Origin of the sequence: Salipiger sp. PrR003 (assembly GCF_010500785.1) — a bacterium.
In the GTDB taxonomy this organism is placed as follows: Bacteria; Pseudomonadota; Alphaproteobacteria; order Rhodobacterales; family Rhodobacteraceae; genus Salipiger; species Salipiger pacificus_A.
The window spans coordinates 39,719-61,847 of record NZ_JAAGOV010000021.1 but is presented as its reverse complement, the minus strand read 5'-3'; the positions used below and the strand labels follow the sequence as shown (position 1 = coordinate 61,847).

Annotated in this window: 22 protein-coding genes; 19 read left to right on the top strand and 3 right to left on the bottom strand. The window is 67.5% G+C overall.

The annotated features are described in order from the left end of the window. Window positions 1–102: 102 nt before the first annotated feature. The 11 genes from coxB to gph all read left to right on the top strand — a co-directional run bounded on the left by coxB (window position 103) and on the right by gph (window position 9,628). Window positions 103–1,008, top strand: a complete 906-nt coding sequence (gene coxB, locus G0D83_RS01430) for a cytochrome c oxidase subunit II (protein ID WP_164188875.1) — start codon at window positions 103–105, stop codon at window positions 1,006–1,008. A 67-nt stretch (window positions 1,009–1,075) separates the two neighbouring features. Then, window positions 1,076–2,038 (top strand): heme o synthase, encoded by a 963-nt coding sequence (cyoE, locus tag G0D83_RS01425; protein ID WP_164188873.1) that lies wholly within the window; start codon window positions 1,076–1,078, stop codon window positions 2,036–2,038. Beyond that, window positions 2,038–2,217 (top strand): hypothetical protein, encoded by a 180-nt coding sequence (locus G0D83_RS01420; RefSeq protein WP_108966657.1) that lies wholly within the window; start codon window positions 2,038–2,040, stop codon window positions 2,215–2,217. The genes cyoE and G0D83_RS01420 overlap by 1 nt, the downstream gene beginning before the upstream one ends. Continuing rightward, window positions 2,207–2,791, top strand: coding sequence for a cytochrome c oxidase assembly protein (locus G0D83_RS01415; protein ID WP_108966659.1), 585 nt, complete (start codon window positions 2,207–2,209; stop codon window positions 2,789–2,791). The genes G0D83_RS01420 and G0D83_RS01415 overlap by 11 nt, the downstream gene beginning before the upstream one ends. Window positions 2,792–2,816: 25 nt before the next feature. Beyond that, on the top strand, window positions 2,817–3,617 hold the full coding sequence (locus tag G0D83_RS01410; RefSeq protein ID WP_108966661.1) for a cytochrome c oxidase subunit 3: 801 nt from the start codon (window positions 2,817–2,819) through the stop codon (window positions 3,615–3,617). Between the two features lie 335 nt (window positions 3,618–3,952). Continuing rightward, window positions 3,953–4,642: an SURF1 family protein gene (locus G0D83_RS01405; protein WP_164188871.1), complete on the top strand. Its 690-nt coding sequence runs from the start codon at window positions 3,953–3,955 to the stop codon at window positions 4,640–4,642. 6 nt (window positions 4,643–4,648) lie between these two features. After that, on the top strand, window positions 4,649–6,037 hold the full coding sequence (gene thrC, locus G0D83_RS01400) for a threonine synthase (protein ID WP_164188869.1): 1,389 nt from the start codon (window positions 4,649–4,651) through the stop codon (window positions 6,035–6,037). After that, on the top strand, window positions 6,034–7,296 hold the full coding sequence (locus G0D83_RS01395; RefSeq protein WP_164188867.1) for a pitrilysin family protein: 1,263 nt from the start codon (window positions 6,034–6,036) through the stop codon (window positions 7,294–7,296). The genes thrC and G0D83_RS01395 overlap by 4 nt, the downstream gene beginning before the upstream one ends. Beyond that, on the top strand, window positions 7,296–7,880 hold the full coding sequence (locus G0D83_RS01390) for a GNAT family N-acetyltransferase (protein WP_164188865.1): 585 nt from the start codon (window positions 7,296–7,298) through the stop codon (window positions 7,878–7,880). Before G0D83_RS01395 ends, G0D83_RS01390 begins: the two co-directional genes overlap by 1 nt. A gap of 118 nt (window positions 7,881–7,998) precedes the next feature. Further along, a complete protein-coding gene (locus G0D83_RS01385) occupies window positions 7,999–8,832 on the top strand; it encodes an MBL fold metallo-hydrolase (protein WP_164188863.1) in 834 nt (277 codons plus the stop codon). A 130-nt stretch (window positions 8,833–8,962) separates the two neighbouring features. Then, window positions 8,963–9,628, top strand: coding sequence for a phosphoglycolate phosphatase (gene gph / locus G0D83_RS01380; RefSeq protein ID WP_164188861.1), 666 nt, complete (start codon window positions 8,963–8,965; stop codon window positions 9,626–9,628). Window positions 9,629–9,640: 12 nt separating this feature from the next. Here gph and G0D83_RS01375 read toward each other — a convergent pair whose 3' ends face one another. Next, complete coding sequence (locus tag G0D83_RS01375) at window positions 9,641–10,234, bottom strand: cyclopropane-fatty-acyl-phospholipid synthase family protein (RefSeq protein WP_164188859.1); 594 nt, start codon at window positions 10,232–10,234, stop codon at window positions 9,641–9,643. A 178-nt stretch (window positions 10,235–10,412) separates the two neighbouring features. Here G0D83_RS01375 and G0D83_RS01370 point away from each other — a divergent pair, with 178 nt between their 5' ends. The 4 genes from G0D83_RS01370 (at window position 10,413) to xylB (ending at window position 15,483) form a co-directional block, all read left to right on the top strand. Further along, window positions 10,413–11,645, top strand: coding sequence for an ABC transporter substrate-binding protein (locus G0D83_RS01370; protein ID WP_370457124.1), 1,233 nt, complete (start codon window positions 10,413–10,415; stop codon window positions 11,643–11,645). Continuing rightward, window positions 11,646–13,334, top strand: coding sequence for an ABC transporter permease (locus G0D83_RS01365; protein ID WP_370457123.1), 1,689 nt, complete (start codon window positions 11,646–11,648; stop codon window positions 13,332–13,334). Continuing rightward, window positions 13,327–13,959 carry an ATP-binding cassette domain-containing protein gene (locus tag G0D83_RS01360; protein ID WP_164188858.1) on the top strand — a complete coding sequence of 211 codons (633 nt, stop codon included), beginning with the start codon at window positions 13,327–13,329 and terminating at the stop codon, window positions 13,957–13,959. The genes G0D83_RS01365 and G0D83_RS01360 overlap by 8 nt, the downstream gene beginning before the upstream one ends. Window positions 13,960–14,028: 69 nt before the next feature. Next, window positions 14,029–15,483 carry a xylulokinase gene (xylB, locus tag G0D83_RS01355; RefSeq protein ID WP_164188856.1) on the top strand — a complete coding sequence of 485 codons (1,455 nt, stop codon included), beginning with the start codon at window positions 14,029–14,031 and terminating at the stop codon, window positions 15,481–15,483. Here xylB and G0D83_RS01350 read toward each other — a convergent pair whose 3' ends face one another. Next, window positions 15,484–15,942: an SRPBCC family protein gene (locus G0D83_RS01350; protein ID WP_164188854.1), complete on the bottom strand. Its 459-nt coding sequence runs from the start codon at window positions 15,940–15,942 to the stop codon at window positions 15,484–15,486. Window positions 15,943–15,989: 47 nt separating this feature from the next. Then, on the bottom strand, window positions 15,990–16,964 hold the full coding sequence (nudC, locus tag G0D83_RS01345) for an NAD(+) diphosphatase (RefSeq protein ID WP_164188852.1): 975 nt from the start codon (window positions 16,962–16,964) through the stop codon (window positions 15,990–15,992). Between the two features lie 213 nt (window positions 16,965–17,177). Between nudC and G0D83_RS01340 the strand changes: the two genes are divergently transcribed. The 4 genes from G0D83_RS01340 (at window position 17,178) to G0D83_RS01325 (ending at window position 22,108) form a co-directional block, all read left to right on the top strand. Next, window positions 17,178–19,151: a bifunctional 2',3'-cyclic-nucleotide 2'-phosphodiesterase/3'-nucleotidase gene (locus G0D83_RS01340; RefSeq protein ID WP_164188850.1), complete on the top strand. Its 1,974-nt coding sequence runs from the start codon at window positions 17,178–17,180 to the stop codon at window positions 19,149–19,151. A gap of 254 nt (window positions 19,152–19,405) precedes the next feature. Next, the gene (locus G0D83_RS01335; protein WP_164188848.1) at window positions 19,406–20,089 is read left to right on the top strand and encodes an HAD family phosphatase; all 684 of its coding nucleotides are present in this window, start codon (window positions 19,406–19,408) and stop codon (window positions 20,087–20,089) included. Between the two features lie 156 nt (window positions 20,090–20,245). After that, window positions 20,246–21,250, top strand: coding sequence for an ABC transporter substrate-binding protein (locus G0D83_RS01330; protein WP_164188846.1), 1,005 nt, complete (start codon window positions 20,246–20,248; stop codon window positions 21,248–21,250). A 63-nt stretch (window positions 21,251–21,313) separates the two neighbouring features. Next, on the top strand, window positions 21,314–22,108 hold the full coding sequence (locus G0D83_RS01325) for an ABC transporter ATP-binding protein (RefSeq protein ID WP_164188845.1): 795 nt from the start codon (window positions 21,314–21,316) through the stop codon (window positions 22,106–22,108). Window positions 22,109–22,129 lie beyond the last annotated feature (21 nt).

Here is a 22,129-nt window from a genome sequence, read left to right as displayed (position 1 = left end):
CTTTTTAAAGTCCACAACAACAGGGAGGAGGCTCTTCGGGCGGCGGCTCGGGGGTGAATCCTCCTGTCCGCAGAGAAGAATGACAACCGGATCAGGTGATACATGCGTAAACTATCGATGCTGACGGGCCGCGCCACCGGCACCCTCGCCGCAGCCCTCGCCGCTGTGCAGGCCGCGCCCGCCATGGCGCAGGACTCGCTGGAGCTGGTCGGCCACCCGCAGGCCGGCGGCGTGGGCTTCCAGCCCGCCGCGACCGAGCTGGCGCGCGATCTTCATTGGCTCGACGGGATGCTGCTGGTCATCATCACCGCGATCTGCATCCTGGTCATCGCGCTGCTGGCCTTCGCCGCGGTGCGCTTCAACAGGAAATCGAACCCGAACCCCAAGAGCTTCACGCACAACTCTCCACTGGAGATCGCCTGGACCCTTGGTCCCATCGTGATTCTCGTGGTGATCGGTGCCTTCTCGTTGCCGGTGCTGTTCAAGCAGCAGGAAATCCCCGAGGGCGACGTGGTCATCAAGGTCACCGGCTACCAGTGGTACTGGGGCTATGAATACGTCGGCACCGACCTCGGCTACGAAGGCTACATGATCGGCGCGCCGGCCACCGGCGGCGACAACCGCATGAACCCCGAGGTCTCTGCCCAGCTGCAGGAAGCCGGCTACAGCGACAGCGAGTTCCTGCTCGCCACCGACAGCGCCGTGGTCGTGCCCGTGGGCAAGACCGTGGTCATGCAGGTGACCGGGGCCGACGTGATCCACTCCTGGACCATCCCCGCCTTCGGGGTGAAGCAGGACGCCGTTCCGGGCCGCATTGCCGAGCTGTGGTTCAAGCCCGAGCGCGAAGGCGTGTTCTTCGGCCAGTGCTCGGAACTTTGCGGCATCAGCCACGCCTACATGCCGATCACCGTCAAGGTGGTCAGCCAGGAGGCCTACGACGCCTGGCTCGCTGCCTCGCAGGACGAGGGCGGCTACGTCGACGTGCGCCAGTTCCTCGCCGCGTCGTAACTCTTTACACCACGGAGGCGCGCCCCGAGGAGGAGGGCGCGTTTCCAAGACCTGAATCGAGACCCAGATGAGCGACCTCACCACCAATCCCGCAGCCCAGGCAGCCCGCGTGTCCGAGTACGACGCGCAGTTCGGCGATTATTTCGCCCTGCTCAAGCCGCGCGTCATGACGCTGGTGGTCTTCACCGCCTTCGTCGGCCTGCTGGCCGCTCCGGTTCCGGTTCACCCCTTCATCGGCTTCTGCGCGATCCTCTTCATCGCCGTGGGCGGCGGCGCCTCTGGCGCCCTGAACATGTGGTGGGACGCCGACATCGACGCGGTGATGAAGCGCACCGCCAAGCGTCCGATCCCGTCGGGCCGCGTGCAGGCGGGCGAGGCACTGGCCATCGGGCTCGCGCTCTCGGGCTTCTCCTGCGTCTTCCTGGCGCTGGCCACCAACGTCCTCGCGGGGGGGCTGCTGGCCTTCACCATCTTCTTCTACGTGGTGATCTACACCATGTGGCTGAAGCGCTCGACGCCGCAAAACATCGTCATTGGCGGCGCCGCGGGCGCCTTCCCTCCGATGATCGGCTGGGCCGCCGCGACCGGGTCGGTCAGCGTCGAGGCCGTGCTGATGTTCTGCCTGACCTTCATGTGGACCCCGCCGCACTTCTGGGCGCTGGCGCTGTTCATGCGCTCCGATTACGACGACGCGAAGGTGCCGATGCTGACCGTGACCCATGGCCGCCGCTCGACCCGCAAGCATATCCTCGTCTACACCATCTTGCTAGCCGCACTGGCCATCGGCACCGGCTTCACCTCGGTGGGCGGACCGATTTACCTTGCGGTGGCGCTGGTACTGAACGTGCTCTTCCTCAAGGGTGCCTGGGACATCTTCCGCCGCGACGAGACCATGTCCGAGGCGGACAACTTCAAAACCGAAAAGAGCTTCTTCAAGCTCTCGCTGCTCTACCTCTTCGCGCATTTCGGCGCGATCCTGGTCGAGGCGGGGCTGGCCCGTTTCGGCATCGATCTTCTGGGGGCTTTCTGATGGGCATTGCGCACGAACACGAGCTGCACCAGCGCCGCCGCGGGCGCAATATCGGGGTCGGGCTGACCCTGGCTGCCTTCATCGCGATCGTCTTTGGGCTGACCATGGTGAAGATCGGCTCGGGGGACTTCGGCGCCGCCAACGCGCCGCAGCAGGAAGAGGTCCAGAATGGCAACTAAGGGGACCACGAAAACCCTCTGGTCGCTGATCGGCGTGGTGGTCTTCATGGGCGCCATGGCCTGGGCAGCGGTGCCCTTCTACAACTGGTTCTGCCGGGTCACCGGCTATGGCGGCACCACCAACGTGGCCACCGGGGAATCCTCGCAGATCCTCGACCAAACCATCAAGATCCGCTTCGATGCTTCCAAGGATCGCGGCTTCCCCTGGGAGTTCAAGCCGCTGCAAACCGAGATGACGCTGCGCATCGGCGAGGACGGGCTGGCCTTCTACGAGGCCTACAACCCCACCGACCGCCCGATTGCCGGACAGGCCGCCTACAACGTGGCCCCCTATGATGCGGGCGCCTATTTCAGCAAGATCGAGTGCTTCTGCTTCACCGAGCAGGTGCTCATGCCCGGCGAGCGGGTGGAAATGCCGGTGAGCTTCTACGTCGACCCGGAGATCGTCAACGATCCCGACGCGAAGTTCGCCAAGCACATCACGCTCAGCTACACATTCTACGAGATCGACCTGCCAGAGGAGACGCAGGCCGCTCTCGCCAAAGAGGAAGCGGACACCAGTTCCGTGAACTGACCGCCTGACCAACGAGGGAATCGAGATGGCGCATGCAAAGAACCACGACTACCACATCCTGCCTCCATCAGCCTGGCCGCTGATCGGCTCGGCCTCTGCCTTCGTCATGCTCTTCGGCGCGGTGCTGTGGATGCACGACCACGGGCCGTGGATTTTCCTCGCGGGCTTCGTCGGCGTGCTCTACACCATGTTCGGCTGGTGGTCGGACGTGATCGCGGAAAGCCGGGTGGGCGACCATACCCCGGTGGTGCAGATCGGCCTGAAGTACGGCTTCATCCTCTTCATCATGTCCGAGGTGATGTTCTTCTTCGCCTGGTTCTGGTCGTTCTTCAAACATGCGCTCTACCCGATGGGTCCGAACTCGCCGGCCGTCGACGGCGTCTGGCCGCCCGCGGGAATCGAGACCTTTGATCCCTGGCACCTGCCGCTGATCAACACGCTGATCCTGCTCTGCTCTGGCGCCGCGGTGACCTGGGCGCACCACGCGCTGGTGCATGAGAACAACCGCCAGGACATGAAGTGGGGCCTGATCATCGGCATCGCGCTCGGCGTGCTCTTCACCGTCTTCCAGGCCTATGAGTACACCCACGCGGCCTTCGGCTTCTCGGGCAACATCTACGGCGCCAACTTCTTCATGGCGACGGGCTTCCACGGCACCCATGTGATCATCGGCACGATCTTCCTCTTCGTCTGCCTGCTGAGGCTGATGAAGGGCGACTTCACCCCGACCAAGCACATCGGCTTCGAGGCCGCCGCCTGGTATTGGCACTTCGTCGATGTCGTGTGGCTCTTCCTCTTCGCCTCGGTCTACATCTGGGGCGGCTGAGCCAGGCCCCCGCGCTTCGTCCTTCGGGACCGCAGACGCCCGCCCCTTTCGGCGGGCGTTTCGCATCTGCCCGACTCCGCGCGCGACGGCAGGGCTTCGGCAAACGTGCTTGCAGAAGAGAAGACGCAGCGGCAGCGCGCGTCTTCTCTTTCCAGATATGCCGGGGTGACTGCGGCGCATCCGCAGAGGAGCGGACGCCCTGCTCTTTGGCTGCAGTTCCCGCCCCTCTTGCAAGGCCGCTCAATCGCGCCTTGATGTGCCCCGCGCAGAGGCGCTAAAGCAGGCGGGACGCACAGGCGCCCCGACCCTCGACTGAAAGCTGGACCCGGACCTACGTGACCCGCTACCTCGCTCCTCTCCTCTTTGGCCTGATCGGCGCCGGGATCCTGGTCTCCCTGGGCAGTTGGCAGCTGCGCCGGCTCGAATGGAAAGAGGCCGTGCTGGCCGAGATCGACAGCCGCATCTCCGGCCCGGCCGAGCCCCTGCCGCAAATGATCTCGCCCGACGAACAGCGCTACCAGCCGGTCGCCCTGCAGGGCGAAATCCTGCCCGGCGAAATCCGCGTGCTGGTCAGCCAAAAGCAGGTCGGCGCGGGCTATCGGATCATCTCGCCCTTCCGGGTCGAGGGGGCGCCGAGCGGGCCGCGGCTGCTGTTGCTCGACCGCGGCTTCACCGCCGATGCCGACAAGGACGCCGCGCGCAGCACCGGTCCGGTCACCGTGACCGGCAACCTGCACTGGCCGGACGACCGCAACAGCGCGACACCGGAGAATGACCTCAAGGCGAACATCTGGTTCGCCAGGGACATCGGCGCCATGGCCGAGGTGCTGCAGACCGAGCCGTTGCTCGTCGTCGCGCGCGAGATCGACCCCGCCGACCCCAAGATAGAGCCGCTGCCGGTCAGCCCCAGCGGCATTCCAAACGATCACCTGCAATATGCCATCACCTGGTTTTCGCTGGCCGTGGTGTGGCTGATCATGACCGGCTATTACATCCGCCGGCAGTCTAAGACAGGAAAGGCCTGAGCCCTCATGCGCTACATCTCGACCCGCGGCAAAGCCCCGGCGCTCAGCTTCGAAGAGGCCATGCTCTCTGGCCTTGCCCGTGACGGCGGCCTCTACGTGCCCGAGACGGTGCCGGTGATGACCCCTGGCGACATCCGCGCGCTGAACGGGCTATCCTACGAGGAAGTCGCCTTTCGCGTCATGCGCCCCTTCGTCGGCGACACCTTCAGCGACGAGACCTTCGGCGATCTGATCTCCAGGGCCTATGCCGGTTTCGGCCACAACGCCCGCGCGCCGATGGTGCAGCTGGCGCCGAACCACTTCCTGCTGGAGCTGTTCCACGGCCCGACGCTGGCGTTCAAGGACTTCGCCATGCAGCTCATCGGCCAGCTCTTCCAGGAAGCGCTGACCCGCCGCGGCGAGCGCGTCACCATCGTCGGCGCGACCTCGGGCGACACCGGCTCGGCGGCGATCGAGGCCTTCAAGGGGCTCGACGCGGTGGATGTGTTCATCCTCTTCCCGCATGGCCGCGTCTCGGAGGTCCAGCGCCGCCAGATGACCACGCCGCCCGAGGCCAATGTCCACGCCCTCGCGCTCGACGGGCATTTCGACGACTGCCAGGCCAAGCTCAAGGACATGTTCAACGACTTCACCTTCCGCGACGACGTGCGGCTGGCGGGAGTGAACTCGATCAACTGGGCCCGGGTGCTGGCGCAGGTGGTCTACTACTTCTCGTCGGCGGTCTCGCTCGGCGCGCCCGACCGCAAGGTCAGCTTCACCGTGCCCACCGGCAACTTCGGCGACATCTTCGCCGGCTACATCGCCAAGAAGATGGGTCTGCCCATCGACCGGCTGGTGGTGGCGACCAACCAGAACGACATCCTGCACCGCTGCCTGTCGACCGGCGACTACCAGACCTCGGAAGTGCACCCGTCGATTAGCCCCTCGATGGACATCCAGGTGAGCAGCAACTTCGAGCGCGCGCTCTTCGATGCCTACGGCCGCGACGGTGCGGCCGTGGCGCAGCTGATGGACGAGCTGAAAGCGGGCGGCTTCCACGTCAGCCAGGGCGCGCTGCAGGCGCTGCGCGAGCATTTCGAGAGCGGCCGCGCCTCGGAAGACGAAACCCTGGCCACCATCGCGCAGGCGCGCGAGACCATGGGCGAGCTTCTGTGCCCGCATTCCGCCATCGGCGTGAAGGTCGCCGAGGAGCATCGCACCCCCTCGGTGCCGATGATCACCCTCGCCACCGCGCATCCGGCCAAGTTCCCCGACGCCGTCGAGAAGGCCAGCGGCATCCGCCCGCCCTTACCCGCGCGCATGGCCGATCTCTTTGACCGCCCCGAGCGTGTCACCCGCGTGCCCAATGACCTTGCGGCACTCGAAACCCTCATCCGGGAGCGTATCTCCAAGTGACCGTGCAACTCACCACCCTTACGAACGGCTTCCGCGTCGTTTCGGAAAACGTCCCCGGCCTGCAGTCGGCCTCGCTTGGCATCTGGGTCACCGCCGGGGGCCGCAACGAGCGGCTCGAGCAAAACGGCATTGCCCATTTCCTCGAGCACATGGCCTTCAAGGGCACGAAGACCCGCAGCGCGCTGCAGATCGCCGAGGCGATCGAGGACGTGGGCGGCTACATCAATGCCTATACCTCGCGCGAGGTGACCGCCTATTACGCCCGCGTGCTGGAGAACGACACCAAGCTCGCCATGGACGTGATCGGGGACATCCTGCTCAACCCGATCTTCGAGCCCAAGGAGATCGAGACCGAGCGCCACGTGATCCTGCAGGAAATCGGCCAGGCGCTCGACACGCCCGATGATGTGATCTTCGACTGGCTGCAAGAGCAGGCCTATGGTGGACAGGCGCTCGGGCGCACCATCCTCGGCGAGGCAGCCAACGTGAAGGGCTTCGGGCGCGACGATCTCGCCAACTTTGTCACCGAGCACTACGGGCCGGGCCAGATGATCCTTTCGGCCGCCGGCGCGGTCGATCACGAGGCGCTGGTGGCGCAGGCCGAGGCGCTCTTTGGCCACATGGCGCCGCGGCTTGCGCCGATTGCCGAGAACGCGCGGTTCACCGGCGGAGAGTTCCGCCGCGAGAAGACGCTCGAGCAGGCGCATCTGGCGCTGGCCTTCGAAGGGCCGGGCTATCGCGACCCCGCCTTCTACACCGCGCAGATCTACTCGATCGCGCTCGGGGGCGGCATGTCCTCGCGGCTGTTCCAGGAGATCCGCGAAAAGCGCGGCCTGTGCTACACGATCTTCTCGCAGACCGGCGCCTATGCGGAAACCGGGCTCAACACGATCTACGCCGGAACCTCCGGCGAGGAAGTCGGCGAGCTTGCCCGGCTGACCATCGACGAGATGAAGCGCGCCGCTGACGACATGTCCCCCGAGGAGGTCGCCCGCGCCCGCGCGCAGATGAAGGCCGGGCTGCTGATGGGGCTGGAAAGCTCGTCCTCCCGCGCCGAGCGCATGGCGCGCATGGTGCAGATCTGGGGCGAGGTGCCGCCGATCGAGGAGACGGTCGAGAAGATCGACAATGTCACCACCGGCGACGTGCGCGACTTCGCCGAGACCGTCGCCGCCGAGGCGCCTGCGGCGCTGGCGCTCTACGGGCCGGTCTCGGGCGCGCCGGGGCTGGGCGAACTGCAGGCGCAGCGAGCCGCGTGATGCTGGGACGGCGGCGGAAGTTCAGGCTCGACAGCGAGCGCCTGATCCTGCGCCCGCCGCTCCATGGCGATTTCAACGCCTGGGTCGCGCTGCGGTTGCAGAGCAAGGAATACCTCACCCCCTGGGAGCCGTCCTGGGCCGAGGATCACCTGTCGCGGCGCGCCTTTACCAACCGTGTCTACTGGGCGCAGCGCTCGATCAACGCAGGTTCGGCGGTGCCGCTCTTCATTGTCCGGCGCGAAGACCAGCTGCTGATCGGAGCGATCACCCTGGACAACATCCGGCGCGGCCCGGCGCAGTCGGGCACGCTCGGCTACTGGACCGGCCAGCCTTTCTCCCGTCACGGCTACATGCGCGAGGCGATCGCGGCGCTGGTGCATCACGCCTTCACCGCGATGGACCTCAGCCGCATCGAAGCTGCCTGCCTGCCGGAGAACGTTCCCTCGCGAGGGTTGCTGGAAAGCTCGGGCTTCAAGTACGAGGGCGTGGCGCAGAGCTATCTGCAGATCAATGGCCGCTGGCGCACCCATGTGCTTTACAGCGCGCTGCGGCTGGACCGGCGCGGGCGGACACAGGTCGGCTGATGGCCCGCGGGGAAGGCCGCTGCCACGCGTTCGCAGAGCGCCCAAAGCTTACCCCACGTAAATTTTAACTTCGCGCGGGGCCATCCGGCTTAGGCTGCTTCCCGAAAGGAGCCCCGCCATGCCGCGTCCTGTCCTTGCCTCAGCCGCCGCGCTGATTCCTCTGCTGACCGCCCCCCTGCCCGCCGAGGCGCAGGAGCGCCGCGCGTCTCACTGCATCGCCATCGCCGACGCCGCACCCGGCATACAGTATCTGCACCAGGCGGCCTGGACCGACCCGGTGCCCGAGTATTCGGTGCGCATCCAGTATCTCTCGCATGCCTCCTTCCTGATCCAGACCCGCGGTGGGCTGAACGTGGTGACCGATTTCACCGGCTACATCGGCAACGTGCCGATGATCCCAGACGTCGTCACCATGAACCACGCGCACACAAGCCACTGGACCCCCTATCCCGATCCGGCGATCCCGCACATCCTCGAGGGCTGGGGGCCCTTCGGCGAGGGCATCGAGCATCACCTAGACCTAAGCGAGATGCTGGTGCGCAATGTCTCGACGGACATCCGCTCGGCCTACGGCGGAACCGAGGAAAACGGCAATTCGATCTTTGTCTTCGAGGTCGAGGGGCTCTGCATCGGCCATCTCGGCCACCTTCACCACGAGCCAAGCGACGCGCAATACGCCGCACTCGGCCGGATCGACGTGCTGATGGTCCCGGTGGACGGCGGCATGACGATGCCGCTCGAGGATATGGAGCGCGTGGTCGAGAGGCTGCGCAGCTCGCTGATCCTGCCGATGCACTGGTTCTCCGGCGCCTCGCTGGAGCGCTTCATCGCGGATGTGTCGGACACCTTCGTGGTCGAGCGCCGCGACAGCTCCGAGCTGGTCATCGGCCTGAACACCCTGCCCCCGCAACCGACGGTCATGGTGCTGCCGCCCGAATGGCTCGGCGAATGAGATCCCGGTGGCGCTGGACGTCGTGCCCTGGCGGGGCCAGTATGGCCGCGCACCGCCTTCCCGCGGCGCCGATACAGGAGCCTTGCGCCATGCCCTTCTCTCACGCCCTCTTCGCCGAAGGCCGCGCAACATGCTGAAATCCGTAGTCTTTGATCTCGACGGCACGCTGATCGACAGCGCCCCGGACCTGCACCGCGCCACCAATGTCGTTCTGCGCAGCGAGGGGCTGCCAGAAATCACCTTCGAGCAGGCCCGCAGCTTCATCGGCAAGGGCGCGTCGGTGCTCATCGAGCGGGTGGTCGAAGCCGTGGGGCTCAGCGATGATCCCGACGCCCACGCCCGGCTGCTGGGCAAGTTCATGCACGAATACGAGCGAGATCCGGCGCTGACGGTGCTCTACCCCGGGGTGATCGACGCGCTGGCGCGGCTCGAGCTGCTCGGCTGCGCCATGGGGCTGTGCACCAACAAGCCCGAGGCCCCCACCCATATCGCGCTGAAGCACTTCGGGCTCGACCGCCACCTGCGCGCCGTCGCCAGCGCCGACACCCTGCCGGTGCGCAAGCCGGATCCCGCGCCGCTGATCAAGGTCATGCATGATCTGGGCGGGCCGGGGCTTTACGTCGGCGACAGCGAAGTCGACGCCGAGACCGCCGAGCGCGCTGGCCTGCCGTTTGTCCTCTTCACCGAGGGCTATCGCAAATCCCCGGTGGGGGAGCTGCCGCACGCCTATGCCTTCGACCACTGGGACCAGCTTCCCGGGATCGTGGCGCAGCACTTCGCCGCGCAAGAGGCCTGAGCCGCGCAGTGTTCAGCGCTTGACGGCGATCATGTCGATCAGCGCCGAGCGCCCGTTGTGGCCCCGGCCCTCCTGGATATTGAGCTCATAGTCCTCGAGCACTTGCACCTGCATGTCGGCAAAGGCTTTGCGAAGCATGCCGGCGGTGTAGAGGTTCTCGGCCACGCCCGGGCCGCCGGTGCCGTAGCGCAGCTGCTGCGGCGTGTAGCCGTGCAGGAGCAACACGCCTCCGGGCTTCAGCGCCGCCTTCATCTTGTCGAACAGCATGGCGCGCCCGGCGGGGCCGACGAACTGGATGAAGATGCCGACAACAAGGTCGAATTCCGCCACCGGCCAGGACCAGTCGAAGACATCCTGCACCGCGTAGTCGACCTCGACTCCGCGCTCGACGGCCAGCCGCCGCGCCTTCTCGACCGCGGGCGCCGCGCCATCAAATGCGGTGACCTTCAGACCCTGCCCCGCAAGGTAGACAGAGTTGCGCCCCTCGCCATCGGCAACGCAAAGCGCCCGCGCGCCCGGCTTCAGCCAGTGGTTTCGGCGGATCAAAACGCCCGAAGGCTCGGTTCCATACACGTAGTCCTCGACGGCATATCGTTCGTCCCACATGGGCGATGCTCCTCAAAAATACATATGGCTCAGATAGAAAGGCGCCCGAAGGCGACAAGCGCGTGGCAATCGTTCACAGCCTTTTGCCATTGACCCCGGGGCGGCGCACTTGCGAAAACATGACTCCCTATAGCACGAAATTGCCGCATCTTGCGGCACAGCAGGAAAGACCCGCGCGATGATCCGCCGTCCGATGCGCAACTGGCTGCCGTTCGGCCTTGCCGCTGCCCTCACTGTCACAGCTCCTACCCTTGCCTTTGCCGAGGCGGACCCCGCCGACTGGAACGCCGTCTTGGCCGAGGCCAAGGGGCAGACCGTCTACTGGAACGCCTGGGGCGGGGCCGAGAACGTCAATGCCTTCATCGACTGGATGGGCGAGCTCGCGCAGGAGAATTACGGCGTGACGCTGGAACACGTGAAGCTCTCGGACACCGCCGAGGCGGTGAGCCGTGTGCTGGCCGAAAAGAGCGCCGGCAAGGACACGGGCGGGGCCATCGACCTCATCTGGATCAACGGGGAGAATTTCGCGGCGATGAAGCGGCAGGAGCTGCTCTTTGGCCCGTGGTCCGAGGCGCTGCCGAACTGGCAGCTCACCGACCCCGAGGCCAATGCCGCGCTCACCGCCGATTTCACCGTGCCGACAGAGGGCTTGGAAAGCCCTTGGGGCATGGCGCAATTGGTGTTCTACCATGACACCGCCCGCCTGTCCCGGCCACCGCGCAGCATGGCGGCGCTGGCGGAGTGGGCAGAGCAGAACCCCGGCCGCTTCACCTATCCGCAGCCGCCGGACTTTCTCGGCTCGACCTTCCTCAAGCAGGCGCTGATCGAGCTGACCCCGGACACGGATGCCCTGTCGCAGCCGGTCGAAGAGGCCGATTACGCCTCTGCAACCGCCCCGCTGTGGGATTGGCTCGACGCGCTGACCCCGAATCTCTGGCGCCAGGGCAAAGCCTACCCGCAGAACGCCCAGCGGATGATCCAGCTCGTGGCCGACAGCGAGATCGACATCGGCTTCGAGTTCAACCCCAACGCCGCCTCCAACGCCATCGCGAACTTCCAGCTGCCTGACACGGTCCGCAGCTTCGTGCTCGAGGGCGGCTCGCTCGGCAACGCCAGCTTCGTCGCCATCCCCTACAACGCCAATGCCAAGGCGGGGGCGATGGTGATCGCCAACCTGCTGCTCTCGCCGCAGGCGCAGGCGCGCATGGCCAGCCCCGACGAGTTGGGCTTTGGCACGGTGCTGGCGATGGACCGGCTTTCGGACGATCAGGTGCGGCTCTTCGACGAGATCCCGGTCGGCATCGCGACGCTGACCCCCGAAGAGCTGGGGCCCACCCTGCCCGAGCCACATCCGTCGTGGATGGAAAAGCTCGAAGAGGATTGGACCTCGCGCTACGGCGTGGCCCCCTGAGTGGGCCTCTCGCCGACCCGCGCGGCGCCGGTCCTGACGCTCTTGGCACTGCTCGGGCCGGTGGCGGCGGGCTTGGCGGGCACGCTCGCCCCGGCCTTTGGCCTGATGCCCGCCCTCGGCGGAACCGACCTCAGCCTTGAGCCCTTCGGCGACTTGCTGGGGTGGCCGGGGCTGCCCCGCGCGGTGGCCCTGTCGCTTTTCACCGGCCTCGCGGCGACGCTGGTCTCGCTGGCGCTGACGGTGCTGATCTGCGCCGGCTGGCAGGGCACCCGCGCCTTCAGAGCCCTCGAACGCGCGCTCTCTCCGCTTTTGTCGGTTCCCCATGCCGCCGCCGCCTTCGGGCTGGCCTTCCTCATCGCTCCCTCGGGCTGGATCGCCCGGCTGATCGCGCAGCCTTTGGGGTGGGAGCGCCCGCCGGACCTCTTGATCCTGCAGGACCCTTTCGGCCTGTCGCTGATCGCCGGGCTGGTGGTGAAGGAGATGCCGTTCCTGTTGCTGATGACCCTCGCCGCCCTGCCCGCGCTGCGCCCGGCACAGAGTCTCGCCACCGCGCAGGCCCTGCGGTACGGCCGCGTCGCCGCCTGGTTCAAGGTGATCCTGCCGCGCCTCTATCCACAGATCCGCCTGCCGGTTTACGCCGTGCTGGCCTTCTCGGTTTCGGTGGTTGACGTGGCGATGATCCTCGGGCCGGGCACGCCGCCGCCACTGGCGGTGCAGGTGCTGAGATGGATGAACGATCCGGACCTCGCGATGCGTTTCCGCGCCGCCGCCGGGGCGCTGCTGCTGCTGGCGTTGACCTTGGCCGCATTGCTGCTCTGGCGCGGCGCAGAGATCACGCTCGCACGGCTCGCGGCGCGCTGGCTGGTGGCCGGAGGGCGCGGCCACGGCGAACGGCTACTGCGCGCATTGGGGCTCGGCCTCGGCGCGCTTTCGGCGGCGCTGGTGCTGCTGGGGCTCATCGGGCTGGCAGTCTGGTCCTTCGCCGGGCTGTGGCGCTTTCCCGAACTGCTGCCACAAGGCTGGAGCCTGCGCAGCTGGATGCGCCACGGACCCGAGCTGCTGGCGCTTTTCGCGCGGACCCTGCTGATCGCCGCCACGTCCTCTGGCATCGCCATGATCCTGACGACCGCCTGCCTCGAGGCCGAGCAACGCCACGGGCTACGGCCCGGCGCGCGGGCGCTCTGGCTGCTCTATCTGCCGCTGCTGGTGCCGCAGATCGCCTTTCTGCCAGGGCTGCAGGTGGCCGGGCTGCTCACCGGACTCGATGGCACGCTGGCGGCGGTGATCGCTGTGCATGTGGTCTTCGTGCTGCCTTATGCCTTCCTGTCGCTCTCTGACCCCTACCGCGCGCTCGATCCGCGCTACGCCGCCGTCGCCCACGCGCTGGGGCGCGGCCCCGGTGCCACCTTCTGGCGCGTGCGCCTGCCGATGCTGCTGCGACCCTGGCTCACCGCCGCCGCGGTCAGCGCTGCCGTCAGTGTCGGGCAATACCTGCCGACTTTGCTGATCGGCGGAGGCCGCGTGCCAACCCTGACCACCGAGGCGCTCGCCCTCGCGTCCGGCGGCGACCGGCGGGTCATCGGTGTGACCGCTCTGGCGCAGACCGCCGCGGCCTTCCTGCCCTTCGGTCTGGCATTGCTGATCCCGGCGCTGGCCTGGCGCAACCGGCGGGGAATGCGACATGGATAGGGGGCTGGTCTTGGATCACCTGCGCATCCTCCATCACGGCGCCCCCCTGCTGGCGCTCGACGCCACCGTCGTACCGGGCGAGGTGCTGACGGTCATGGGGCCCTCGGGCTCGGGCAAGTCCACGCTGCTCGCCGCGGTCATCGGAACATTGGCGCCCGGGTTCACGCTGGAGGGGCGCATCACGCTCGACGGCACCGAGATCACTTACCTGCCACCCGAGCAGCGCCGCGCCGGCATTCTCTTTCAGGACGAGCTGCTGTTTCCCCACCTTTCGGTCGGCGGCAACCTCGGCTTCGGCCTGCCGCCGCGGCTGCGCGGCAGGGCCCGGCACGAAAAGATCGACACCGCGCTGCGCGACATCGGCCTCGAGGGATTTGCCACGCGCGACCCCGCCACGCTTTCGGGCGGGCAGAAGGCCCGCGTCGCCCTGATGCGGATGCTGCTCGCCGAGCCCCGCGCGCTGCTGCTCGACGAGCCCTTCTCGAAGCTCGATGCCGCCCGCCGCGGGCAGATCCGCGCGCTGGTCTTCGAGCGGGCACGGGCTCAGGGCCTGCCAGTCCTGCTGGTGACCCACGACCCCGAGGATGCCAAGGCCGCTGGCGGACGGGTGATCACCCTCGGCTGAGCCCCCTTGCGGCCTGCGCCGATCCGCGAAAAGGTTGGGCGAAATGGGGCTCATGGGAGGAGACGCAGCTTGGAAATCGGACTGGATCTCGGCACCAGCTCGGTGATCGGCCTGCTGTGCGAGGCAGGCAGGCCGCGCGCCGAAGCGCGCCGCCCGCTCACCACCGCGTCGCCCACGCCCTACGCTTCCGAGCAGAACGCCGAGGACTGGTGGCAGGCGGCCCGCGCGGTTCTCGCCGAACTGATCGCGCCCCTGCCCGAGGCCGAGCGCCGGAGCATAAGCGCCATTGCCCTGTCGGGACAGATGCACGGTGCCGTGCTGCTCGATGCGGCGGGCGCGGTGCTGCGCCCGGCAATGCTGTGGAACGACGGCCGTGCCCATGCCGAATGCGCCGCGCTGCAGGAGGCGCTGCCCGGGATCGGCACCCTCGCGGGGGTTCCACCGCTGCCCGGCTTCACCGCTCCGAAGCTGCTCTGGCTGGCGCGGCACGAGCCCGAGACCCACGCCCGCATTGCCCATGTACTTCTGCCCAAGGACTACCTTGGCCTGCGCCTGCACGGCGGCTACGCCACCGATCCCTCGGATGCCGCCGGAACCCTTTGGTTCGACCAGGCGCAGAGGCGCTGGTCCGAGGCCCTCTGTGCCGCCTCCGCGACCGATCCGGACTGGCTGCCGCCGGTGCTCGAGGGCGCACAGGTCGCCGGAGAAATGCTCCCGCAAATGGCAGCCGAGCTTGGTCTCTCGCCCAAGGTGCAGATCGTCACCGGCGGCGGCGATGCGGCCACCGGTGCGGTTGCCGTGGGCGCCGTGGAGGATGGCACCGGGCTCATCTCTCTCGGCACGTCGGGGCAGTTCCTCTTGGCGGGTAGCGCCTATCGCCCCAACCCTGGGGCCTTCGTGCACGCCTTCGCCCACACCCTTCCGGAACGCTGGTACCAGATGGCCGCGATGCTCAACGGTGCCCGCCCGATCGCCTGGTTCGCCGGGGTGTCCGGGGCCGAGATCGGCGCGCTGCTGCAGGAAGCTGCAGAGGTGCCCGAAACCCGCGTGCCGCTCTTTCTGCCCTATCTCACCGGCGAGCGCAGCCCGCATGGCGACCCGCACATCCGCGGCGGCTTCTTCGGGCTCGAGGACAGCACCAGTCGCGCCGCGATGATGCGCGCGGTGGTCGAGGCAGTGGCCTTCTGCTTTGCCGACGCGGTGCAAAGCTTCGGGCCTGCCGCGCAGGGGCTGGCACCTTTGCCCGCGCTCGGCGGCGGGGCCCAAAGCGACTTGCTGCTGCAAAGCGTCGCGGATGCCAGCGGACTGAGCCTCTTCCGTCCCGAAAGTGCCACCAGCGGGCCCTCTCTGGGCGCGGCCAAGCTCGCGGCGCTGGCCACAGGCGCGCTGTCGCGCAGCGACCTGGCCCGGCGCCCCGAGGCGCGCGAGATCTTCGGCCCCCGCCCCACTGCCGCACTGCAGGATCGTCTCGAAGCCTGGCGCGCGCTCTACCGCGTGCTGAAGCCGCTCGCTGTCCCGCGCTGATCAGGCGCGATTCAGTCGGTCCTCGATCGCCTGCGCGTAGTCTGCCATGCGCAGCCGGAACTTCTTTTCGAGATTGGCCCGCGCCAGCTTCAGCGACTGCACCATGAGCCGGGCCGAGAGCGTCTTGGGCTTCAATTCGAGGTCCATCGCCACCCGCGTGCGGCTGCGCGACAGCGCCACGAACTCGATCCGCGTCATCACCTCGAGCCCGTCCGTCAAGCTGCGATAGACCAGCAGGTTCGGCGCATCCTCCTCGACCAGCGTGATATCGGCCGACCGCGCCTTGCCGCGGAAGTTGAACACCGCGTGCCAGGCATGGCTGCCCGCGCCCTCCGGGTTCACCCGCCGCAACTCGATCCCACGCCGCATGATTTGCCGCTCGAGATGATCGAAATTCGTCGCCTCCGCGTAGACCCGCTCGACCGGAACCGCGATGTCTTCCTTGGTGGAGATGTCCATTGCCTGCCTCGTTACCCAGTTTTCCCCATTTGCCGCCGCATCTTGGCCTATTCAAGGCGGTCCGCAAGCCAGTTGCGCAGCAGGTGGTTGGCGATCGAGCCGCGTCGCGCCGGCACGAGGCCCGGCTCGAGCCCGGCAAAGGCATCGGCGAGCCGCTCGCGGCTGACCCATTGCGCGGCCTCGATTTCGACCGGGTCGATGGTGATGGCCTCGCTTGTCGCCTCGCCGTGGCAGCCGAGCATCAGCGACGAGGGCCAGGGCCAGGGCTGGCTGGTGAGCAGCGAGACCGGACCGACCTCGACCCCTGTCTCCTCCATCACTTCGCGGCGCACCGCCGCCTCGACCGTCTCACCGGGCTCGATGAAGCCGGCAAGGCAGGAGTACATTCCCTCGGGCCAACCCGGCGACCGGCCCAGAAGGCAGGCATTGCCGCGGGTGATCAGCATGATAACCACCGGATCGGTGCGCGGGAAATGCTGGCCGCCGCAGGATCGGCAGACCCGCTGCCAGCCCGCCTGCGTCACATCAGAGGCCGACCCGCAGCGCGCACAGAACCCATGCGTATCGTGCCAACCGAGGATCGCCTTGGCGGTGGCGGCGAGCTCGGCGTCGCGCGGGGTGAGCGCCATCAGCAGCGTGCGCAGCTCGACGAAACGCGCGCCCTCCGGCGCATCCGGGTGGACCTGCACGCTCGGGTCGACAAAGCCCTCTTCCTGCGGCGCGTCGGGCTCCCAGGCAGAAATGTCGTAGGCCAGCACAACCTCGCCCGCCTCGCGCCCAAGGAGCACCGGCCGCGACCGCGCCGCGCCGAGCAGCGGATGATCGAGCGGCAGCCGGAGCAGCCCGGCACAGGACGTGCCGCGCGACGCCTCATCGGCAATGAGAGGTTTGCCGCGCCAGAACACCACGCCGCGCGCGCCGGGGCGCTGCATCAACGCCGCAAGGCCCGGGACGTCGCCGCGCAGCTCCGCCGCCCGATCGAGCCCCGAGCCGCCAAATGTCACCTCTTCCGCCTGCCGCATGCCGTGTCTCCTGCTGGGTCGGGCAAGGGATGGCACGCGGCGCGCGGACTGGCAACCGATGCGCCCTCCGAGCCGTGCCGGAGGCGCGATGCACAGCCCCCGGCGCATGTCGCAGCGTCATCTGCCAATACGCGATGCCGCGCGAGGCAATCGTTGCAAGACCGTCTTGAAGCTGCACTATTCCCGCAGCGACGAGACTCGAAGGAGAGCAAGATGCGCAAACTTCCCCAAACCCCGATCAGCCGCCGAGGCTTTCTCGCTGGCAGCGCCGCGAGTGGCGCGCTGATCGCGCTGCACCCCTATTCGGCCCGGGCGGCGGCCAATCAGGCGCACCTGCGCATCATGGAAACCACCGACCTGCACGTGCACGTCTTCCCCTACGACTATTACGCCGACAAGCCGGTCGACACCGTGGGCCTGTCACGCACCGCCTCGATCATCGAGAGCATCCGCGCCGAGGCCACCAACACGCTGCTCGTCGACAATGGCGACTTCCTTCAGGGCAACCCGCTGGGCGATTACATCGCCTACGAGCGTGGCATGAAGGACGGCGACATGCACCCGGTCATCACCGCGATGAACACGCTGGGCTATGACGCGGGCACCATCGGCAACCACGAGTTCAACTACGGGCTCGGCTTCCTCGAGAAATCCGCCGCAGGCGCGAACTTCCCCATCGTGCTTGCGAATATCGCCAAGAAGCAGGGCGCGAACCCGCGCGAGGACGAGACCCTGTTCAAGCCCTACGTGATCCTCGACCGCGAGGTCACCGACGGGGCCGGCACTACCCATCCTATCCGCGTCGGCATCATCGGCTTCACCCCGCCGCAGGTGATGAACTGGGACCGCAAACATCTCGAGGGCAACGTCGAGGCGCGCGACATCGTCACCACCGCCGAGGCGTTCGTGCCGCAGATGAAGGAAGAGGGCGCCGAGATCATCATTGCGCTCTCGCACTCCGGTATCGGCGCGGCGCAGCACGAGGACGGGATGGAGAACGCCTCGGTACCGCTGGCCGCCGTCGACGGGATCGACGCGCTGATGACCGGTCACAGCCACCTCGTCTTCCCCTCGCCGGATTACGACGGGCAGGACGCCATCGACCTTTCGGCGGGCACCATCCACGGCAAGCCCGCCGTCATGGGGGGGTTCTGGGGTTCGCACATGGGGCTCATCGACCTGCTGCTCGAGCGCGACGGCAACGCGTGGAAGGTGGTCTCGACCACGTCAGAAGCGCGCCCGATCTACGAGCGCGGCGAAGACCGCTCGATCACGGCGCTGGTCGAGGACGACGCGGAGGTGCTCGACTCGATCCGCCCCGAGCACGAGGCGACGCTGGACTACGTGCGCCGCGCGGTGGGCGAGACCTCGGCGCCGCTCTATTCCTACTTTGCGCTGGTGGCGGATGACCCCTCGGTGCAGATCGTCTCGATCGCGCAGAGCTGGTACATCGCGCAGATGATGAAGGGCACCGAATACGAGGGCCTGCCGATCCTGTCGGCGGCAGCGCCGTTCAAGGCCGGTGGCCGCGGCGGGCCGGAGTATTACACCGACGTGCCCGCGGGCCCGGTGGCGATCAAGAACGTCGCGGATCTCTACCTCTATCCCAATACGGTGCGCGCGGTGAAGGTCACTGGCGCTCAGATCAAGGGCTGGCTGGAGCGGTCTGCGGGCATGTTCAACCAGATCGAGCCCGGCGCCAGTGATGCACCGCTGCTCAACCCTGACTTCCCGAGCTACAACTTCGACGTGATCGACGGGGTGACCTATCAGATCGACCTGTCGCAACCGGCGATGTTCGACCGCGATGGCAATGTGGTGAACGAGGAGACCAACCGGATCGTCAACCTCGCCTACGAGGGCAAGCCGATCGATCCCGAGGCCGAATTCATCATCGCGACGAACAACTACCGCGCCTCGGGCGGTGGCAGCTTCCCGGGCACCGGCGACACCATCGTCTTCGAGGCGCCGGACACCAATCGCGATGTCATCGTGCGCTACATCGTCGAGCAGGGCACCATCAACCCGAGCGCTGACGACAACTGGAGCTTCGCCCCGATGGACGGCACCACGGTGCTCTTCGAGACCGGCCCCAAGGCACGCGACTACATGGAAAGCGTCGCGCTCGACATCGAGGACGCGGGCGACACCGAGGAGGGCTACGCGCAGTTCCGCATCAAGCTCTGAGGATCCCGCCGGGGGCGCCTCGCAGCGCCCCCGGCAGCACCTCGACGAGCCGCTAATGCGGCGCGGCAGCGGGATCGCGACGACCTGGAAGACACGCGCGATCATCGAACCACCCTCCGTGGTCCACGAGGTTTCTGTGGTGCCTGCCTGACTCAAGCCTGACTCAAAGGCAGACAGCATGGCACGACACCGCGGCCTCGACATTCCCCCGCGCGATGGGTCACATGGCGGCGCCCGATGCAGAAAGGCCCGCCATGACCACCCCACTCCCCTTCGCCGCCGTCATCTTCGACCTCGACGGAACGCTCGTGGACAGTGAACGGGTCGCGCTCGAGGCCGGGCGGCGCGCCTTCCTGCGTTTCGGCGAGACCGTGGCGCCGGGGTTTCTCGAAGCGCTGATCGGCCGCGACCGAAACGCCGTGGCAAGCGCCCTGCGCGACACCTACGGGCACCTCGACCAGCCGATGCTGCTGCAGGCGATCCGCGAGGAGAGTATCGCCCTGCGCGCGGCCAGCGGCTTGCCGCTAAAGCCCGGCGTGCAGCTGTTGGTCGAGGAGATCGCCGCGCTCGGTCTGCCCATGGCGGTGGCCACCAGCTCGGGTGCGGAGGAGGCCGAGCGCAAGCTCACCCTCGCCGGGCTGCGCGCACATTTCACTGCGGTGATCGCCTTCGACCACGTCGAGAACCCCAAGCCCGCGCCCGATCCCTACCTCCTGGCCGCCGAGGCGCTCGGCCATGCGCCGGAGCTCTGCCTCGCCTTCGAGGACAGCGACACCGGTGCCGCCAGCGCCCGCGCCGCGGGCATGCGCGTGGTGCAGGTGCCCGACATGCTGCCCAGCGACGGGCTCCATGCGCACCACCTCGCGGCTTCGCTGATCGAGGGCGCGCTGGCGGCCGGCCTGCCGCTGCGCAAGGGCGCCGAGGACCTCTCTGCCTAACTTTTGATCATTCGATTAAAAATCAGCAGGGCCGGCGCGCGACTTCCTCCGATCAGGTCTTCCCACGGCCGCATTTCCGGGCAAGCTCGCCGCAAGACGTGACGAACACGCCGAAAATCCTGGCGGCCCGACCGCCGCAACACGGAGGAAGACACCATGACCCCCCGCGCCTTCGCGCTGGCCGCCACCCTCGTGGCCGCCGCCACCGCCGCTTCGGCCCAGACCGCCCTGCCCTTCGCGCTCGACTGGAAATTCGAAGGCCCCTCGGCCCCCTATTTCGTCGCCATCGACAAGGGCTATTTCGCCGATGCCGGTCTCGAGGTGGAGATCTCCGCCGGATCCGGCTCGCTTGACGCCATCCCCAAAGTGGCCACCGGTGCCTTCCCCGTGGGCTTTGCCGACATCAACTCGCTGATCAAGTTCCTCGACCAGAACCCCGGTGCGCCGGTGACCGGCGTCATGATGGTCTACGACAAGCCGCCCTTTGCCATCATCGGCCGCAAGTCGCTGGGCGTCGAGGCCCCCAAGGACCTCGAGGGCAAGGTGCTGGGTGCGCCGCCGCCGGATGGCGCATGGGCGCAGTTCCCGATCTTTGCCGCCGAGAACGATCTCGACACCTCGAAGATCACCATCGAGCCCGTCGGCTTCCCGACCCGCGAGCCGATGCTGGCCGAGGGCAAGGTGGCCGCTATCACCGGCTTTTCCTTTACCTCCTATCTCAACACCGCCCGCCTCGGCGTGGATGAGGCCGACATCTCGACCCTCCTGATGGCCGATTACGGCGTCGACCTCTACGGCAACGCGATCATCGTCAACACCGACTGGGCCGCCGAGAACAGCGACCTGCTCAAGGGCTTCCTCGCCGCCGTCGCCACAGGCTGGAAAGATGCGGTGGCCGATCCCGCCGCCGCGGTGGAAAGCCTCGTCTCGCGCAACCCCGCTGCGGATGCTGAGCTGGAAACCCGCCGGCTCGAGTTGGCGCTCGACGCCAATGTGGTCACCGACTGGACGAAGGCGAACGGCTTCGGACCGATCGACGACACCCGCATGCAGAGCGCGCTCGAGCAGATCAAGCTGACCTACGAGTTCCAGCACGAGCCCGATGCCGCGCTCTACTTCACCGGCGACTACCTTCCCGAGGGCGGCTTCCCGCTCGAGTGAGACCCTGACGAAGACCGCGCCGGGACGGCTCTACCGCCCCGGCGCACCCATGCAAGGCAAGACATGACCAACCTCATCGAGATCAAGGGCGTGCGCCACGCCTACAAGACCGCCAATGGCCCTCTGCCGGTGCTGGACGGGCTGGAGCTGTCGGTGCCCGAAGGCGGCTTTGTCGCCGTCGTCGGCCCCTCCGGCTGCGGCAAGTCCACGTTGACCAAGTTGGTGGCGGGCCTGCTGAAACCCGACGAGGGCGAGGTCTGGCTGCACGGCGAAAAGGTGAAGAGCCCGCGCGCCACCGTCGGCATGGCCTTCCAGAACCCGGTGATGCTGGAATGGCGCTCAATCCTCCGGAACGTCATGCTGCCGCTCGAGATCGTGCCGACGAAACTCAACAAGGCGCAGCAGGAGGAGCGCGCCCGCTACCTGCTCTCCCTCGTCGGTCTCGAAGGCTTCGAGGACAAGCGTCCCTCCGAGCTCTCGGGCGGCATGCGCCAGCGCGCCTCGCTCTGCCGCGCGCTGGTGCATTCGCCCGAGGTGCTGATCCTCGATGAGCCCTTCGGCGCGCTCGACGCCTTCACCCGCGAGGACCTGTGGCAGATCATGCACCAAGTGAAGGAGAAAGAGCCCTTCACCGGCGTTCTCATCACCCACGATCTGCGCGAGTCGATCTACCTCGCCGATCAGGTGGTGGTGCTCTCGGGCCGCCCGGCCCGCACCCAGTTCACCCTCGACACAGGGATAAGCGGCGCGCGCGACATCGAGCACCTCTATACGCCGCAGGCTGCCGAGATGCTCGCCACGCTGCGCCACCAGATCGAGATCGCCCAGGGCCGGGCCCCCGCGGGGGCTTCCACGTGATGCGAGTCTTCCTGCCCGCTT